This is a genomic window from Chryseobacterium viscerum, assembly GCF_025949665.1.
Lineage (GTDB): Bacteria > Bacteroidota > Bacteroidia > Flavobacteriales > Weeksellaceae > Chryseobacterium > Chryseobacterium viscerum_A.
Genome location: NZ_JAPDFT010000007.1, coordinates 1 through 19635 on the forward strand (window position 1 = coordinate 1; position 19635 = coordinate 19635).

At 36.5% G+C, this 19635-nt stretch carries 12 protein-coding genes; 4 read left to right on the forward strand and 8 right to left on the reverse strand.

The genetic code is table 11. The features are described 5' to 3' along the window. Window positions 1-673: 673 nt before the first annotated feature. From OL225_RS21370 to OL225_RS21405, 8 genes are all read right to left on the reverse strand, one after another. Entirely contained in the window at window positions 674-1000 is a 327-nt protein-coding gene (locus tag OL225_RS21370; protein ID WP_047374019.1) for a VanZ family protein, read from the reverse strand. Between the two features lie 25 nt (window positions 1001-1025). Further along, window positions 1026-1403 (reverse strand): glycine cleavage system protein GcvH, encoded by a 378-nt coding sequence (gene gcvH / locus OL225_RS21375; RefSeq protein ID WP_047373847.1) that lies wholly within the window; start codon window positions 1401-1403, stop codon window positions 1026-1028. Between the two features lie 107 nt (window positions 1404-1510). Continuing rightward, entirely contained in the window at window positions 1511-8545 is a 7035-nt protein-coding gene (sprA, locus tag OL225_RS21380) for a cell surface protein SprA (RefSeq protein WP_264519602.1), read from the reverse strand. Between the two features lie 57 nt (window positions 8546-8602). After that, the gene (gene ruvA, locus OL225_RS21385; RefSeq protein WP_047373848.1) at window positions 8603-9187 is read right to left on the reverse strand and encodes a Holliday junction branch migration protein RuvA; all 585 of its coding nucleotides are present in this window, start codon (window positions 9185-9187) and stop codon (window positions 8603-8605) included. 195 nt (window positions 9188-9382) lie between these two features. After that, window positions 9383-10678 (reverse strand): carbohydrate porin, encoded by a 1296-nt coding sequence (locus OL225_RS21390; RefSeq protein ID WP_264519530.1) that lies wholly within the window; start codon window positions 10676-10678, stop codon window positions 9383-9385. Between the two features lie 509 nt (window positions 10679-11187). Then, window positions 11188-13473 (reverse strand): NADP-dependent malic enzyme, encoded by a 2286-nt coding sequence (locus tag OL225_RS21395; RefSeq protein ID WP_047373853.1) that lies wholly within the window; start codon window positions 13471-13473, stop codon window positions 11188-11190. Window positions 13474-13489: 16 nt separating this feature from the next. Beyond that, window positions 13490-14341, reverse strand: a complete 852-nt coding sequence (locus OL225_RS21400) for an ATPase (protein WP_264519531.1) — start codon at window positions 14339-14341, stop codon at window positions 13490-13492. An 85-nt stretch (window positions 14342-14426) separates the two neighbouring features. Continuing rightward, complete coding sequence (locus tag OL225_RS21405; RefSeq protein ID WP_047373857.1) at window positions 14427-14690, reverse strand: hypothetical protein; 264 nt, start codon at window positions 14688-14690, stop codon at window positions 14427-14429. A 364-nt stretch (window positions 14691-15054) separates the two neighbouring features. Here OL225_RS21405 and OL225_RS21410 point away from each other — a divergent pair, with 364 nt between their 5' ends. From OL225_RS21410 to OL225_RS21425, 4 genes are all read left to right on the forward strand, one after another. Further along, a complete protein-coding gene (locus OL225_RS21410) occupies window positions 15055-15513 on the forward strand; it encodes a GtrA family protein (RefSeq protein WP_047373859.1) in 459 nt (152 codons plus the stop codon). Window positions 15514-15516: 3 nt separating this feature from the next. Then, the gene (locus tag OL225_RS21415; RefSeq protein WP_264519532.1) at window positions 15517-16254 is read left to right on the forward strand and encodes a lysophospholipid acyltransferase family protein; all 738 of its coding nucleotides are present in this window, start codon (window positions 15517-15519) and stop codon (window positions 16252-16254) included. A gap of 30 nt (window positions 16255-16284) precedes the next feature. Next, entirely contained in the window at window positions 16285-17730 is a 1446-nt protein-coding gene (locus tag OL225_RS21420) for an MFS transporter (protein ID WP_264519533.1), read from the forward strand. A gap of 94 nt (window positions 17731-17824) precedes the next feature. Next, the gene (locus tag OL225_RS21425) at window positions 17825-18781 is read left to right on the forward strand and encodes a DUF3810 domain-containing protein (RefSeq protein ID WP_319800609.1); all 957 of its coding nucleotides are present in this window, start codon (window positions 17825-17827) and stop codon (window positions 18779-18781) included. Window positions 18782-19635 lie beyond the last annotated feature (854 nt).

Here is a 19635-nt window from a genome sequence, read left to right on the forward strand (position 1 = left end):
ATTTGTTTGGAGTATTGGGTGAGGGGGCTGGAGGGTTGGAGAGTTGGGGCGTTGGAGAGGGGGTTCAAGTAATAAGTAATAAGTAATAAGTAATGAGTAATGAGTAATGAGTAATGAGTAATGGAAGGTATACATATATATAATAGTAGATGTGGGTTTGAAACAAATAGTCTTTATATAGGTTTGGGCTAAAGCCAAGGGAGGATTGGTTTTTATTAAACGGGCTAAAGCCCCCTCCTATTGAAGAATTATTTATAATGAAACGCAGATAACGCAAATTTGCACAGATGATGATGCATATTATAGATGGAGGGAAAGTTTTAATGATAGCGGGATAAAGTTCGTCTATTAAATATAATGAGATCAGTATTTGTCATCTGAACCTTATAACTCGCAACCAGAAACCACGTATCACACAACTCACAACTCATAATTCATAATTCATAATTCATAATTCATCATTTGTTTCTTCCTTAGCCCTGATAGAAATGGTTACCCCGCAGTAAGGGTTGGAGGGTGAGTGGGTTTGAACGTGGGAGAGCCCAGGCGCGAGGAGTAGAAATGGAGAGCAGGATGAAGCTCCTGAAAAAAGTTGGAGGGTTGGAGTGTGGAAGAGTTTGGATAAGTGAGAGGCTAAGAGAAATAGCTCTTTTACAAAAGCATGCCGATAGGATTAAAAGAAACGTTTTATTAATAACTTATATATATAGTATCCTAACAGACATCCGATAGTATCTGCTACGATATCCAATGTTTCCATAGACCTCCCCAATCCCATTTCTTCCTGTAAAATTTCAGTAAGGAATGCATAGATAAGGATAATCTGAAAAAAGTATGAGAATTTTATTTTAGGAAATGCAGCAATAAAAGAGAAACCTAAGGCTGCGAATATACTTAGATGTAAAATTTTATCAATACCACTGAACATGAACCAATATTCATGGTTCTCTTCTCCGGGTTTGAGAAGCATATAAGTAAGAAATGCCCAATAAATGGGCAATATCTTACTAAATATTTTTGAAATCTTATCCAATGATAGCTTTGTAGTCATCCGCAGAAAGTAACTCAGACTGATCTGCCCCATCAGCAATTTCTAATTTGATAATCCATCCGTCTCCATAAGGATCTGTATTTAACAGTTCAGGTTGAGCTTCTAATTCTGAATTGAACTCAATAACCTTTCCAGCAATAGGTAAGAATAGATCTGAAACAGTCTTTACTGCTTCTACACTTCCGAAAACATCTCCTCCATTAAGATCATCATCTACAGTATCTATGTCTACGTATACGATGTCTCCAAGTTCTCCCTGAGCGAAGTCTGTAATACCGATTGTAGCAACATTACCTTCAATCTTGATCCATTCGTGATCTTTGGTGTACTTTAATTCTGATGGTGTGTTCATTTTTTAATTTTTATTTTGTACAAATGTATTCAAAAATATAGTAGCTTCAAATATTGGATATAAAAAAAGTCCTTCAAAACTGAAGGACTTTTAAGTTTGTATCATTTTTAGAATCCACCTCCGGAATCTCCGAATGTAAATGTGGCAGAAATACCTGCTCTTACTGTAGACAGCGGGAATGCTGTGGAGATCTTATACTTTGAGGTCATCTGTTCATAGAATACTCTCAGGTTGAGATTCTCGGAAACATTATAATCTGCGGAAAGTTTGATATTCATCAGTCTTTGTCCTCCTGTAACCTGGGCATCATTCAACAGAATATTCATAATGGAGGTCTTGCTGTCTCTTAATGAAATATCTCCTCTGATGTTAAGGTCACTTCCTTTTCCTCTTGTTCCTCTTCCTCTGATGTTGGCAGTTCCCAATCTGAAGTTTCTGACAATATATCCAAGTCTTACTACATATTCTGTATTGGCATCTTCGGTAAGCGTCTGGTTTACTAATCCCAATACCATCATTCTTGTTTTGTTGTACTGTATTCCAAACTGCATATTGTTTCTCATGGTAACATCTATCCCGATAAGCGGTGAGAAAGATTCTACATATCCCACCTGTGCGAATGTATACGGATTGATTTTGTCCCCTGCGTTTTTGATTACATTCCCAGCATCATCTACTGTCTGATAGTATCCATTCGGGTTACCATGATAATCCACATTGCTTTGGATACCTGTTGCGGTATACGTCGCCGTGTAACCATGTAAAATATCAAACTTGGTGAACTGTCCGCTGATGATAGGAATATTTTTTAATCCTGAATACGTAATTCTCCAGTTTGGTAACGGGAATCCTGCTTTCTTAGGATTGGTCATAGGTGTAACAGATTTTCCTTCCATAGCTGCTCTAAAGGCTGGGATCAATACATATGCATTTCCAATACTATAATGCTGAGCAAATCCATTGTTGTCTAATACTGCTCCCGGTCCTCCCAACTGTTGTGAAAGTGCTCTCGCATTTTCTCTGATCGCCTGGTAAACCGCCTGTCCATCTTTAAATGATGTATTAAGAAGTACTGCAGAGTTGGAATACGTTATCATTTCGCTGGCAAATGTAAAGTCAGGATCAGGAACTCCATTATTGGTATAGTTAAATCCTGTATGTGAGAAGTTACTGTTGAAAGTATGCAGTACATTAAGATCAACTCTCAAATCGTTCATTGGCATCACCTGTAAATCTGCTCTCAATTCTTTGGTAGACATTCTTACGTATGGATCTGTCATATAATTGGAACCACTCACCCATCCGTTTTCCATTACGGTTCTTCTGATGTCTGCCTGTGATCCTAAAAGGAATCCCAGAGTTGGCCCTCCTAGTGTCTGTCCAGATCCATACCAGTTAGGAGCTGATATTAGTCCCGGAAGTACTGTTCCGTTTGTTTCATTATAACTTACGTTCAACTGTTTGAAAGAAGTAAGGAAGAATGCAGCACTCTGAAGCGGGGTAAGTCTATTTTTAAATTTATATTTCTTGTATCTGTATCTGTTTTTTTCCCATTGTTTTGTATACACATTGTTCAGAGAGTCCATCTCCTGTCTGCGTTTCTGAAGCTTGGCATTTATATTTTTGAAATAATTAAACTGACCAAAGAACTTCGGAAGATCTGCTGAAGCTGTTGCCTGAATAACATTGGTATTCTGGCCGACAGATCCCAAACTTGCGGTCTGATTCGTATTAGGATCAACAAAACCAGTCAACGAAGTAGATCTTGCAGCCCAGTTATAGGTAAATCCATACCCCACTTCTGCATCAATGAAATCAAGATAAGGCAAATACTGGAATGGCAGTTTATAATTCAGCTGCGCTCTGTGATTATACAACACCGGTCTTCCGGCTCTGAATACATTCCCGAAGATCGATTTGTTATCCATAGAATTCACATCGAGATTATCATTAAGGGTTCTGGTTGCAGAATTGATTTCCAGTTTTAATGATTTGGTGAAATTGAATCCTAATCCATACTGCCATCCAAAGAAGAAGTTTCTGTTTCTGATGGCATCAAAGTCACTATTCATATTTCCGTTCAGGATAGCTTCTACATTTCTGAATTCAAGTTCGTTGTAATTTCTGTCGATTTCAGTTCTGAAAGAGATTCTTGTAGGAATCGGGTTAAAATTGAATTCCTTCACCCATCTTAAATACTTCGTAGACTTCGCAGTATCACTGATCATTTTATTGAAAGGTTTGATTACCCACGGCTTAAATGTGTAGTTATAATCAACATATCCTCTCAGATACTGTCTGTAATTTCTCTTGGTATAGATATCTCTGAAGTAATCATCATTATAAACAGCCGTTACCGAAACGTTTTCGATGTCATAAAACTTAGGCTTTTTATTTGGATTCACTCTTTCTTTATGCATATTAACGACTCCTATACTTCTCTGCTGAGTATACGTTCTCGCTACTTTTTTCAATTGTTCCTTGTTCGGTGCCTTACTGAATTCTACATCGGTATCCAGAGGATTGTACTTCGGATCTTCAATGGTCTGTGAGTAAGAATAATTCAGAGGAATTTTCACCCCTGTTTTCTCCGGAAGGAATTTATCTACATTGATCGCTGTATTAATACTGAACGCTGATTGAGTAGATTGTGTTCTTTCTGCCGGTTTCGAATCGATATTACCGAAACCAACAGATGTATAAGAAGCATTGGCATTCACTGTTGCCAAGTCTCCCATATTAAAGTTTAAGCTGGCATTTCCTGCATACCCTCCATCATTCTCAATTTCAGAAAGACGGATTTCGTTTACCCAAAGAACTCTTGTTATAGTGGATGCCTCTCTTGGATCAGAATTCCTCACCCCAATCATAATTGTGGTAATATTTCCTAAACTTGGTCTACCTTTGATATAAATATTTTTATAAGGTTGCTGATATCCTGGATCAACCGTTCTATTGGTAATAGTAACCCCTGATTTGTCCCTTCTGATTTTAGCATCTACAAAATTCTGAACATCAAAATCGACCTCATTTTCCATTGGCCAGATCTCCATAGGAGCTGTTGCTGTAGTAGGAGTCAGGTTTAATGATGATTCATACTCATAATAGTTATCAGTAGCATCACTTCCGAAACGGATAAAGAATTTGGTTTTCTCATCCATTCCTATTACTCTGTTCAATGGATCATGAGCGTGTACAAACAGCTTCAGCTTTTTGTATCTTCTCATATCCAATGTTGTATTTTTGAACACTCCTCTTGCCTCAGTTTTAAGATCTTTTACTTTCATGTAAAGTGAAGCTTCATTTTGTCTCTGAGCTCCGGCATTTCCACTTAGTACCTGTCTGTCAATTCCTGGAGGCAATACATATGGAGGTTGGTTCAGTGCATTTTCTTCAATGTTTACACTTCCTACTTCAAAATTCGGATCTGTCACAGAACCTACTCCTTCGTCTGAACCAGGAACATCATTACTGGCAATTTTACTATCATACTTTCTCCAGTCTGATCTTACAAGATCCATTGTTCCGAATCTTAAGGTAGAAGTCTGATCAAATCCTGCCAGCATTAATCTTGCAAATCTTACATTATTCAATACAGATGGATCTGCAGTCCCTTCAGCTTTATCATAATTAGCAACAGGAATTCTAAACAGGAACCATTTTACATCTGCAGTCTGTCCGTTCTGGAAAGTTGCTTTTACTGTTTTTACATCTACAATATTGTTTCCTCCCAGCGCTAAGCTTGGCTGATCAAGCTTGATCACATACTGATTATAGTTTTCAGTCTGATCAAGGTTGTAATCTTTATTGATATCCTCAGCATCTGGAGTTTGTGAAGCTACGTTCAGAGAGTTTGCTTCTGAATTTCCTTCCGGGTTTCTGAAATATTTGTATCGTTCCACCACTGAAGCAGCCTGGCTTCCTGTAAATTTATCAGAAAGATAGAATACGAAATCATCCACTGCAGGGTCAGCAATATTGGTTACCGGGTTTACAAATGTATTCCCGAATCTCATGGCTTCCTGATCAGAAGTAAGACCATCATATCCGGCATCCTGTACTCTTCTGTCGTCTCCTTCTGTAGAGAAGGCGTATAAAATTGGCGGTTGTTTTGGCTGTGTCCCCCAGTTTGAATTCGTAGTAGAAGATGGTGTACCTGGAGTTGGCAATCCGTTTTCATACTGCATTTTCCCATCCTTCAATACATCTTCAGAAACGTTTCCTAAATGAAGTAAAAGTTTTGGATCAGTACCCAGTGTTTTACCATCTGCGTATGGATCCATCATCCAGAATTCAACGTATTCGATGTTTGAAGTAACAAAGTTTGGAACGCTGATGGATCTCATAATCCCCGCCCATCTGCTTTGTGCCTGTTCTGTTAAAGGGTTTACGTTGTATGGTCCTTTTTCTTTAGGGAAATAGGAGATATCGAATGTATTGGTGAAAGTTTGCTCTCCGGCTACGAAATCTCTGTTGTTGTAAATCTCTGAATATTGTACTCTTCTGGAAGCGTGATTGGATACGGATTGTGGTGTAATTCCTGAAGGAGCTTTCCCTCCAACACCCCAGAATCTAGGGTCGATATTATACCATGTTAATAGTCCTCTTCCATATCCGCTTGTTAAGTCATCATTACCAGGTATCGTATTAAATGGCGGCAATTTATTCTTTTCGGGTTTTGAAGCTAAGCTCCATGCTGCCGGTTCTTTTAATGATATCTTGGAAGTTGTCTGTTCAAAATCGTCAATATAAGACTGGTTATTTGTTCCTTTATTCAGCCCGGGCATCAGATACGCAGCTTCCATCTTAAAGTTTAAGTTAGATGGCGCTTCCGTTTTTACCATTGGAAGTTTATTGGTAAGTCTTGTCAGATAAGGGGCCTGATTGTTGTACATCAAGTTGATCCCTGCCATGGTATTGTTTACCGCTTCCTGTCCGAAGTTTACTTTTTGGGTAAGCGGAGACTCTGAATAATTGATCACGGTCCCTCCTAAAATAAAGTTCTCGCTGAATCTTCTTTCTAAATTTAATCCTAAGAATCTTTTTCTTTGGGTATTAAATGTCAATTGGTTTTCCAGTGAAATATTAATGGCCTGTCCGGACTGCTTTACATTTTCATTAATGATGGTCACCGTCCCAAGCATATAATCTACGGTATAGTCTACACCTTCAGTAAGCTGTACTCCGTTTGCAGCCACTTTTACTGATCCTTGAGGAACATTTACTGCGCCTAAAGATATACCTTGACCCTGAACACCTTTATAACGACCTTCCAATGTATACCTCTGTGCAAGGTTACTGGAGAGTGCTTGTTGTTTTTGCTTGGTATAAAGATCCTGGAAAACGTATTGGGGATCAAATGTTCCCCCTAACACCTTTTGCATATAGCTACCAAATGGCTGTACTTTCGTAAAGATTACTCTTCCGGTTTCCGGCCTGATAGTAATCCCGTTGACAAAGTCAAAAATACCATCTCCCTTGCTTCCGTCTTTATTATTCTGGATGTCACCGTTCATATTAAGACGGTCCCAGTTAAACAATTTCAGTAAGTTCTGGTCTTTTACAGGAGTATCCGGAAGATAGTTTACTTTACCGCCTGTTTTTGGGTCTCTGTAATAGGCATTAAGGATAAAGCCATCGGGAGATACCTGTCCTGCATCTATAGAATAGATATTCTTCATCATCAGGTCCCACATCGGAGACTGGGTGTTCACTTTATTGTTTACCCTCAATACTTTAGTAACCAATACAGGACTTTCTTCAGAAAACTCCCCTACTTTGTATACTTTGTTACTTCCATTAACGGTAAAGGAGTATGAAACGGCTAAAAGCTGCTGATCATTAAGTTTTTGATTTAATGAAATATACCCCAGCTGTGGCTGGAAGGTAAATTCATTACTGTTCAGTTTTCTAGCTTTTGTATTGTATATGAATTGTTCTCCGTTATCATAAGGAGTGGGATCTGCTCCAAGCACCTGTCCCTGGAAAAGAGTACCATAGTTTTTCCCTGCTTCTCTGGTTCCTGCGACTGTAGAAACAGCATCATATAAACCATTCAGAGAGTTATCCGGTAAAGTGACTCCGCCAGGGCCTTCTCCCAGGTCTCTGATCCCAATAATACTTTTCTGGTAAGCCAGGTTACTGTTTCCTTGGTCAAGCACCCATACCTCTAATCTGGTAATATTGATGGTTGAGTTGATCTGTGGATAATTAAGTAACGCATCATCATATTTGTTCAGGAAATAATGTCCTAAAAAGTAATGCTGGTTTTCTTCATAGTCAATGGCATTGACTTTAAAGTTATTCATAACACCACCGCCCTGTACTACAATATTCCGAGCTTCACCCTGTTGTTGGGAAAGGACTACGGTTCCGAATGTTTTTCCTAACTGGAATTCTGTCTTCACCCCGAACAATGATTGTGAACCACGGATAAGGCTGGTTGAAAGCGGCATATTTACGTTACCAAATTCAACTCTTTTAATAATTTTATCTTCTCCTCCTTCATTGGGTTTATCTACATTTCCAAGGCCTTTACTCTGAAGATCTTTCCAGCTTCCTTTTGCCTGCCAAACAAGGTTCATCCTGTTTTCGAAAGCAAAACCACTCTGGGTATCATAATTGGCCTTTAACTGAAGGTTTTCCCCTACTTTACCCAATAATCCAAGCTGAATTCTCTGATCAATATCAAAGGTGAAACTTGTCCTGTTTTGTGGCAGGATCATCGGGTTATCTATTTTTTGGTAAAGCCCTGCAAAATCCAGAGATGCATACCCTGAAGGAATAATTTCAATTTTATTACCTCCGAAAATCGTTTCAAAGAGTCTGTTATTAATCAACAATGAAGGGATAAGTCCCTTCTTCCTTGCGTCTGATCTGTCTCTTCTGAAAAGAAGGTTATATTTATCAGACTTCTCCTTGTAATAGGCCTTAGTCTGGGTTGCAAGCATATATTCTTTATACTCTTGCGGAGACATTGCTGTAGGAGGCCCCGTTATGGTGTTTCCGATTTTAGGATACACATAGTACATCCCGGTTTTTATATCGTAATAGGCTTCGTACCTCGTAGGGTCGGCCACTTCATATTGTTTTCTTATAATCGCCGTGTCTTTTTGTACCTGCGCAAAAGCGCTGACAGACATAAACAGGAACGACAGGAACAAAAATATGTTAAGATGCTTACTATTCGCCACCAAATGTTAAATGTTTTTTAAGATTTGTTTAACCAATTCTTCTACCGAGATGCTTGGATTTTGTTTTATGATTCTATCCGCAATCTTCTCGCTTGCACGTTTAGGAATCCCTAAAACTTCTAATGCAGATAACGATTCTTCCTTAATTTTATTATCTACCATCACAGAAATGTTCGCGTTTGGATCGCTGTATTTCTGTACTTTATCTTTAAGATCTACGATAATTCTTTCAGCAGTTTTTGCACCTATTCCTTTTGCTTTTTGAATTAGTGCACTATTTCCGGAAAGTATTGCAGAAGCAATCTCATCAAGGCTGAGTGTTGACAGCAGAATCAATGCTGAAACAGCCCCCACTCCATTAACGCTTATTAACAGATTGAACATTTCTTTTTCTAAACGTGTGTTAAATCCAAAGAGAAGATGAGCATCTTCACGGATGATCTGCTGGATAAATAAGAAAGTCTGCTGATTCAAAACCAGTGTCTGCGAGGTCATCAAGCTGATTCCCACGTAGTAACCAACTCCTTGTACATTAATAACAGCGTAGGTAGGCGTAAGTTCTTGGACGTTGCCTTGTAAAGAAAATATCATTATTAATTTTTAAAACTCCCAAATATAGCAATTTAAACTAATTAATGTTTTCATTTCATGCGCGAATGATTTTTAACTTAAATTTTGACTCAATACTCAATCTTTTAATTATAAACATAAAAGATTTTGAAAATCGGAAGTTTCACATTCCATCGTTTCGGAATTGAACTCAATTTCGACTGTTTATTCGCTTTGTCACCACCATACTTCAAGCTGAAGACCAAATGATATCCCATTATTTTTCTTTAAAAGTCTGGTATTAAAATCTGAGACACCCACCATCCCACTGAAATTTTCAGACCAATGCGCATAGGTTATAAAAGGTCTTAAAACAGGTCTTGAGTAATAGCCATAATCCAAGGAAATCTGAGGCGAAAATGTGATTTTCTGCAGACTGCCTTCTATTCCTGATCTATTATTTTTCATGTAATCATTTCCTGCTTCCAGAGCCAGATTAAAGTGTTTATCAAGATAATACAGGTATCTAAAACCTATACTAAACCAATTTTTTGAAAAGTCACTCAACAATACGTTCCCTTCACCTGTACTTTTTACGCCCAGATTCCTGTACTGATAAGTGAGAGCTACCTGTATAGCATGTCTTCTTTTATCATCATAAACAAAGTTATTGATGACATCAAATGAAGTGGAATGGTCAAGATTATAGATTGCATCATCATCTATATCTTCTGGCACTGTTTTCCCGGTATAGGCACTTTCTGTAATGGAGCTTCCTTTTCTGAATATTACAGTTGAAGTATGAGTGATATTTTTCTTAGAATACGTCCACCAACCACCTATTGCGTATCCTGAAGATTTCGGTGTTCCTGTTATATTATTTTGACTTTTTAAACTAAACTGACCCAGAAAATTGAGTTTAGAATATTCTGAAAAGGGTAAATCCAGATACCTGAAATCGGTTACATAAGAATGGGCATCGTTATTCCCGTATTTAAATCTCATCAAAGCAAGGTTTAGATTACCTGAATTTTTAACCTGATAATTCTCTATTCCGATTCCCATTTGTGAGTTTTGCGCAGAGTTAATCCAGAAATAATCCAACATGTCTACGTTTCTGCGATCATAATATCTTTTTCCAATCCATAGACTGGCATTTTTTGCGATTTTATTTATTTTTCCATAGAACTGTGCTGTTTCGGGAAACTGTTTGTAGTCATTACTCCCATAGGGAATAAATTTCGACATCATATAAGAGACTTCATAGAGACTGACTGAGTCTTTATTTTTATATCTGTAATTAAACTGCAGTTCACCATAGTGATTAGCCTCATTTCCCAATCTGAATTTATGTACATTCTCTGGGGTATTAAAATTGACCATCTGCCCTCCATCAGTCCATCCTATACCCGTTCTCAGGTAACCATTTACTGAGAGTTCATGAGAATGTAAATTGATTTTTTGTGATTTACACCATATCCCTGTTACAGCAAACAGAGAGAGCCCGATTTTTGTAAATATATTGCTTTTCAATGTTTTATTTCTAAAAAAGAATCAACTAAAAAACAATACAAATCCTTAACAGATATTTACCTGTTATTTATGAAAGAATAAAATATTACTGCAGCTTTTTTATTTAGAGACCTCTCCTTTGTTTTATCATTATGATGAGTCAAACAATAAACTTATGAAATTATTGGCCTATATATTTGAATATTTTTTCATGCATTTGTATTTCTGTGTTCTAGTATATCTTATGTTTTTAATAGTATCTAAGATATCAAATAATCGTATTGACATTGAAAAAAACAGCACTATTACATTAAAAATACAACCCTATTGTAAATTTTACACTTTATCTGCAAATCTTAAATAACAACTAAAAAAATAATCTATAAAAAAGTAAAAAGATTAAGTCCTATTTTCTTAAGAAATGACAAAACAACAGACCAAAAGACTTATTTTCTACCAACAATTAATAAAAAAGCCAGATGAATATCTTCATCTGGCTGTGATTCAGTCTTTAGACCGTTATGATTTTATTATTTCTTTTCTCTTCTTTGAGCATCAAGAACAGCAATTGTAGCAAGGTTAACGATCTCATCTACGCTTGAACGCATCTGAAGAACGTGTACCGGCTGCTTTAGTCCCATTAAGATAGGTCCGATAACCTGAGCTACTTTCATTCCTCTTATAATTTTATAAGAAAGATTAGCACTTTCCAGGTTCGGGAAGATGAATGTATTCGCTGGTGTTGTTCCTAATTTAGAGAATGGATAATCGCTAAGGTGATCTGCATTCATTGCAAAATCCGGCTGAATTTCACCATCTACAATCATTTTAGGGTATTTCTCATGAAGAATGCTCACTGCTTTAGCTACTTTCTTGGAAGTTTCAGAAATGGCAGCAAAGTTTTCAAATCCAAGCATGGCAATTCTTGGTTCTATTGCAAAAGATTTTACTGTAAATTCTGCCATTTTAGCAATATTCACAAGATCTTCTGAGGTAGGATTCTGGTTGATGGAAGTATCTGCGAAGAAAATAGGTTTCTTTTCAGAAAGAATCATCATCATTGCCGCTACCTTGTCTACTCCTTTATCTTTTTCAATAACTTCTAAAACAGGACGTAAAACTGAAGTATAGTTTTTAGAGAACCCTACGATAAGCCCGTCGGTATCACCATGTTTCAGCATTAAAGGTCCGAAGTAATCTCTCTGACGTACATATCTCTTCGCTTTGTACTCGTTCATTCCTTTTCTCTGACGAAGCTTCCAAAGAGTTTCTCTGTATTTTTTTCTGTTTTCTTTCTGATCATCATCACTTGGATCAATGATTGGAACATCCAGGGTAATTCCGTAACGCTCCATCTGCTCCTTGATGTATTTTTTATCTCCTAAAAGACTTGGATAAGCAATTCCTTCTTCATAAAGGATTTGAGCAGCTTTCAATACATTATATTCTTCAGCATTTCCAAGGGTAATTCTTTTCGGATTGGATTTTGCACGGCTCTGCATCATTCTTACCAATCTCTCATCTCTTCCCATTCTGTCTAAAAGCTGGTGCTCATACTCTTCAAAATCCGTAATGGTTTTTCTGGCAACACCACTTTCAATAGCTGCTTTCGCTACAGCACTTGATACTTTTGTGATCAGTCTGTTATCAAACGGTTTCGGAATGAAGTAATCTCTTCCGAACTGCAGGTTCTGAACGTTGTATGCTAAAATTACAGCTTCCGGCACCGGTTCTTTTGCTAAATCAGCAATCGCGTGTACGGCGGCCAGTTTCATTTCTTCATTAATTCCTGTAGACTGTACATCCAATGCTCCACGGAAGATATAAGGGAATCCTAGTACGTTGTTTACCTGGTTAGGATAATCACTTCTTCCTGTTGCCATAATTACATCTTTACGAGTTTCAATGGCAAGATCATAAGCAATTTCCGGATCAGGGTTAGCCAGAGCAAATACGATAGGATTTTCGTTCATGCTCAACAGCATTTCCGGAGTCATTACGTTTCCTTTTGATAATCCAACGAAAACATCAGATCCTTTTACAGCATCTTCTAATGTTTCAATATCCGTCTGAGCGATGAAATCTAATTTTTCAGGGGTAAGGTTTTCTCTCTTATGATTGATCACTCCCTTACTGTCACACATCAGGACATTTTCTTTTTTCAATCCTAATGAAATATAAAGCTTGGTACATGCAATAGCTGCCGCACCTGCTCCATTGACCACCATTTTTACTTTATCAATATCTTTATTGGCAATCTGCAAAGAATTGATCAATGCTGCAGCAGAGATAATAGCAGTCCCGTGCTGGTCGTCATGCATCAAAGGAATATTCAATTCCTCTTTTAATCTTTGTTCTATATAAAAAGCTTCAGGAGCTTTAATATCTTCAAGGTTGATCCCTCCGAAAGTAGGAGCAATTCCTTTTACAATTTCAATAAATTTATCAGGATCTTTTTCATCGATCTCAATATCAAATACGTTGATATCTGCAAAGATCTTGAACAAAAGTCCTTTCCCTTCCATGACCGGTTTTGAAGCTTCAGCACCGATATCTCCCAGTCCAAGTACGGCAGTACCGTTAGAAATTACTGCTACCAGGTTTCCTTTTCCTGTATAATCATAAACAGTTTCAGGTTTATCATGGATTTCCATACAAGGAACCGCTACTCCCGGAGAATAAGCCAGCGACAAGTCTCTTTGAGAAGAGTGCGGCTTTGACGGGATCACTTCAATTTTTCCTTTGGGTTCTGCTTTATGATAATCTAGCGCGGCCTGGCTAAAGTTCTTTTCGTCACGATTGTTGTTACTTGACATAAAATTTTGTTTTTTGTTAAAGTATATATTTAATGTGGTAATCTACTAAGCTTTCAATTGGTTTCTGCACAACATGTCCCACATTTAAATTAAGTTCTGTAGCTACAGAACGTAGTATATTTTCATAATAATAAGCAATAGAGCCAATGAAATTGATCTCGGCATCTTTTGCTTCCTCATAAGGAAGAACCTGATATTCAAAGAAACTTTTCATTTCTTCAAATACCATATCTCTGAAATAAGGATGATCTTTTCTTTCGATCACAAATTTGGTAAAGTTTGCCAAATATGCATTCGGTCTTGGAGTATGATACATATTTTTCAATGCATCTTCTACGGTAAGCTGATAGTTGGCTTCAAATTCGGTATGAAGGTCTGAAGGTAGTTTTTTCATGAAATATCTGCGTACCAATTGCTTTCCGATAGCACTGCCGCTTCCTTCATCCCCAATCAGGAACCCCAGTGAAGGTAATTTTATCTTCAAATTTTCACCATCAAAAAAACAAGAATTTGATCCTGTGCCAAGAATGCACACGATAGCAGGTTTTCCACTGTATGCTGCATATGCTGCCGCCATCAGATCTTCCTTTACAATAATTTCTGCTTTTCCAAAAACTTTTGTGAGTTCCTCTTCTATAGTTTCGCAGTTTTTTTTCACACCACATCCAGAACCATAAAAAAAGACCTTGGTAATTGAATTTTTAACCGACACCAGATTGCTATTTTTCTGTATCTCAGGAGCGATAAGTTCTCTGTTGATAAAATTCGGATTGAAACCGATTGTTTCTGTTTTCAGAAAAACTTTCTTAAAGTCATCAAGTATTACCCAATCCGATTTAGTAGAACCACTATCTACAATAGCAACCATATTTTAGATTTTAATTTAAGGGTGCTAAATTATGAATTTATCTTCAATTAGCGTTTATAAACAACCTGGAAGCTGTCTAAAATCATTAATGTTTAATCTGTGTCTTTTTTTCGTTGAACTGTAATAGCCAATCTTCTATTTCATCTTCTAAATAGGAAGTCTGTAATACCATTGCATTGATGAAATCATCAGGCACTGGTTCTCCTTTGGAGTTTTCAAGATTCCACAATTCATCTGACATATTTTCATATTCTGAATACACTCTTTTGAAGCGGGAATTTTCTTTCTCAAGAGCCTCAATATTTTTCTGTTGAAGCTGGAATTTTCTGTATTTGTTTTGACTTTTCATACAAATATTATTAATAATTGGGTCATAAAATGTAGGGGTATATGCTCTTAATCGCGCACTACAAGATAGAAAAAACCATCAACACAAGAAGTTGAAAATGAATTTATTATCAGGTCATTATTACATCATTCTGAATATTAAAATTAGAAATAATTTTAATTAAAAAAAATATTTTAACAACTTTTTTCAGTGTTTAACATATAGTTATAAATTTGCATACTCATATTGTGAAGCTTTGACATTATTGGCATTCTAAAAACGGTTATTAATAGTCGGAATACAGTAAAGTCTTTATATTCTGAGATATAAATCATTTCAGACTTTATACAATATGTATTATATATTTAGTTTTTATATTCATTACATGAAAGAAATACTCTTACGCCAGAAACAGGTTCTGTTCTTCATTATTGCAGGAGGACTGAGTGCCATTGTAGAAATAGGCAGCTTTAAGATTTTCAGTACCTATCTTCCACATTTCTTTGCAAAGGAAATCAACTTCCATGGTATACATTATCCTTTAAGCAATATTTTTTCTACGAGCTGTGGGATTATTACCAATTATTTCCTGAGTATCTGGTTTGTGTTTGAAAGAGGAAAACACTCAAAGAAAAAAGAGTTTGTTTATTTTATGGTGGTCTCCTTTTTTTCAACGTTACTCAGCCTAGGTTTTTTCCAGATCTTCTACAGCTTCATATTTAAGGATAATATCAATTTATTTTTTTATACCTTGAGCCCGGAAATGATCAGCAAAATTGCAGCAATATTGCTGGTTTCCATTCTGAATTATTCAGTAAAAAAGAAAGTAATTTTTAACGGTTAAGCTGTGACAAAAATTTTAAATTATCTCTGGAGATTCTGGCTGCTGCTGTTGGCATTTTTTCTGACAGTTATTATTGGGATCCCTGTCTATATTTTATCCTTTAACAAAAAACATTATAAGTACGGTTATAAACTTGTCAGGCTATGGTGTTTCGGAATGTTTTACGGAATGGGTTTCAGATATGACCTCATTAAACTTTCGGAACAGGAAAAAGACAAAAGTATTCCTTATGTTTTTATCTCTAATCATACCTCCATCATGGATATTATGCTTACCTGCATTGTATTTCCAGACCATCCGATATGTTTTGTAGGGAAGAAAGAACTGGTAAAGATTCCTATTTTCGGAACTATATATAAAAGGATATGTGTAATGGTAGACAGAGCAAGTGCAAGAAGCCGTGCAGATGTATACCGGAGATGTGCTGAAAAGATGGAAGAAGGCAACAGTATTGCTATTTTTCCTGAAGGCGGCGTACCGGACGACACTTCTATAATCCTGGATGACTTTAAGGACGGAGCATTTATGCTGTCCTCAAAACATAACTCTCCTATTGCTGTTTATACCTTTATCGGACTCAAGGAAATGTTCCCTTTTGAAAACTCAAAAGGCTATCCTGGAAGAGTAAAGGTGTATTTCAATGGAATCATTGAGCCTACCGATTCGCCAAAAGACTTAAAGGCAGAGGCTTATGAAGAAATAAAAAAAACCTTAATCAGGTATTCCGTTGAAAGGAAATAGTTATATTTGTTTGTGAAATCTATAATAAATATGTCAAATTATTCTAAACAAACCAATTGGGCCCAATTCATTCCATTGGTTACTGTATTCTTCTTTTGGGGATTTGTAGCAGCCAGTAATGATATTCTGATCCCCGTTTTTCAAAAAGCCTTCAATCTATCTCAAACTGAAAGTATGCTGGTACAGATATGCTTTTATGTAGCGTATACTGTAGGTTCTTTAATTTATATGATTGTATCAAAGAGCCTGAAACAGGATTTGATCAATAAAATCGGGTACAAAAACGGCCTTATTGTGGGGCTTCTTATTTCCGCAATGGGAACCCTGTTGTTTTACCCGGCGGCCAATATGCATTCTTTCCCTTTAATGATCTCCGGATTATTTATTGTAGGTTTAGGCTTCTCTCTTCAGCAGATTGTTGCCAATCCGCTTGCTATTGAGGTAGGTCCAACAGAAACAGGATCTCAGAGGTTAACAATGGCTGGAGGAATCAATAACTTAGGAACTACAATAGGACCGCTTATTGTTGCATTTGCCATTTTTGGTTCTGCAAGCGCAGGTAACACGGAAGCAAGTATAGAAAGTGTAAAAATACCTTATCTGATATTAGGAGCTGCTTTTGCTCTTGTAGCTTTAATGCTTAAATTTTCTTCTCTTCCTGCTGTAACTCCAACGAATACTGAAAATACGGATGATTCAACTCCGGGAGAGCATAGAAAATCAGCATTCCAGTATCCTCAATTGGTGATGGGAATGATCGCGATCTTCGTGTATGTAGGTGTAGAAGTTTCCACCGCCAGTAATCTTCCGGCTTATATGGAAAAAAACTTAGGATTTGAAACCAAAGATGTAGCCCCTTACATCTCTTTATACTGGGCCTCATTGATGATCGGTCGTTGGACAGGTGCTGTAGAAGCATTTGATGTGAATGCCGGATTTAAAAAGATCTTAAGGTTCTTAGCTCCTTATCTTGCATTTGGTGTATTTTTATTTGTAAACGCTATTGCGAAGCATGATCTCTCTCCGTTCTATGTATATGGATTCATTATTATTGCTATGATTATCTGTGATATATTAAGTAAAGGAAATCCGGCGAGAATGCTTTTGATTTTCTCTTTGGCAGGTATTACAGCTTTACTAATTGGAATGTTAACTACAGGAATGGTATCTGTGTATGCATTTACAAGTGTAGGTCTTTTCTGCTCTACTCTATGGCCATGTATTTTTGCTCTTGCCATTAACGGACTTGGAAAGCACACCAATCAAGGTTCCGGATATCTTATTATGATGATTATGGGTGGAGGTATCGTAAGCTTTATACAGGGGTATATTGCTGATATTACGAATATTCATTTCAGTTATATCGTAGGGGTTATTTGTTTTGCTTATCTTGCATTCTATGCGATCCGTGTGAGTGGGATTTTAAAAGCCCAGGGCATTGATCTTGACAAAGTATCTAAAGGTAATGGTCATTAATATAACGAAAACAATATATAAAAAGAAAAGGTTTTGGGCAGGTGTATTACTTGCCCAATTTCTTTTGTTTTATGTTTGCTCAAAATCCGGAGTGATGATCTCGTTTTTTGAAAGCTTTTTTGAACTTCAAAAAGGGGCACATCAGGCATTGTTTAGCTGGATCCCAATTTCTATGGGAGACCTTATTTATATCGTGTTAGGTGCTTTCCTTTTGTATTATTTCATCAGTCTATTCAGGAAACAACGAAGACATAATTCTCTGCTCAGAATTCTGATCATCCTCAATGTTTTTTACTTTATCTATCAGATCTTTTGGGGAATGTTGTATTTCCAGGCTCCTATCATCAGGAAGCTTTCAAGCCAGAAAGAACCGAATGTGGAAAAAGCCAAAAAACTGGCCTTTTCTTATCTTGAAAAATGCAAGATAACAAGACAGTCTGTCCGGGAAGACAGCAAAGGAGTATTCATCATTACGAACCTTAATTCTATACAACAGGAAATTCTGCATCAACAGGCAAAATTACCTTCTTATATTTCGGATAAACATGCACCTCAGATATTGGACATTAAACCTAGTTTGTTCAAGAATGTAATGAGCTTTACCGGGATTTTGGGATACTACAATCCTTTTACAGCAGAAGCTCAGTATAACTCTGAATTACCTCACACTTTCATACCCTTCACCACAGCCCATGAAAGTTCACACCAACTGGGTTTTGCCAGAGAACAGGAGGCTAATTTTGTGGGATATTTAATAGGCATTCATTCCAGTAATCTTGAGTTGAGATACAGTACTGAGTTTTTCACTTTAAAAAGCCTTTTAAGGTTCATTGTGGAAGAAGACCCGGAATTCGTCAAGAATATTCTTCATCAATATTCTCCTGCTATGAAAAGAGACCGTATGCATGAAAAGAATTTTGTACTCAGTCATCAGGGCTGGCTGGATGATTTTTTTGGATACACCAACAATCTCTTTCTGAAAAGCAACCAACAGGAAGGTTCTGTCACCTATTCTTACTTTATAGATCTTCTCTTAAACTATGAAAAATAAAAAAAGAATCGTATCAGGCGATACGATTCTAAAAACACAAATGATGAAAAAAAATTTATTACCTTGACTTGTTCCCTCATTCAAGGCGATGTAAAAGTACGACATATTTTATAAATACAAAAACATTTGCTTCCTTTTTTAAAACTTTATGAAAACTTTATGATTTTTTAAGTTTTTTTGAGTTCACACCACGACCTTACTGATCATAATCAAAAGTACTATTTAATACAAAAAACGCCATTTAACTGCATATAACCTGTTAAATATTTACAAAATCAAACATTTGTTTAAATAAAAAACATTCAGTTTTCTTCTTGTTTTCAGTGTTTTAAAAAATGGAGTTATCCACTGTATTGTATATATATTTCTAATATTTACACTCCAAAAATTTCAAGATTTTTGATCAAAAAAAATAATAGTCTTTACTATTCTAATTTGTTCCTTTTTTCAAAACAGGGATTTCCAGATTACTATCATTATACCATTTTATTTCAGTCGGTTTCAAGACATTCTTTGTCGTTTCATCTTTGCCCCAGATAAAAACACAATATACCTTGTTACAAATCAAGACTCCATTGATTCCTGCTGGTGAAATTTAATATAAACTATCATAAACCCTTTAAAAATACCTACCTTCGGAAACCAGACCTTATCTCTCTTAAAAGCAATTCATTTGAAAATCCCGCATTCAAAACCCAAACTATTATATTATCAAATAATACCATCAATCAATCCACTCTAAAACCATAAGATTCGATTAGAATATCATATTTCAGGATTGAATTTAGAACCCAATTTGTGAAATAAAATATTGAAAGTCAAATCAAATCTACCAACAGCCGTTTATATCTCAC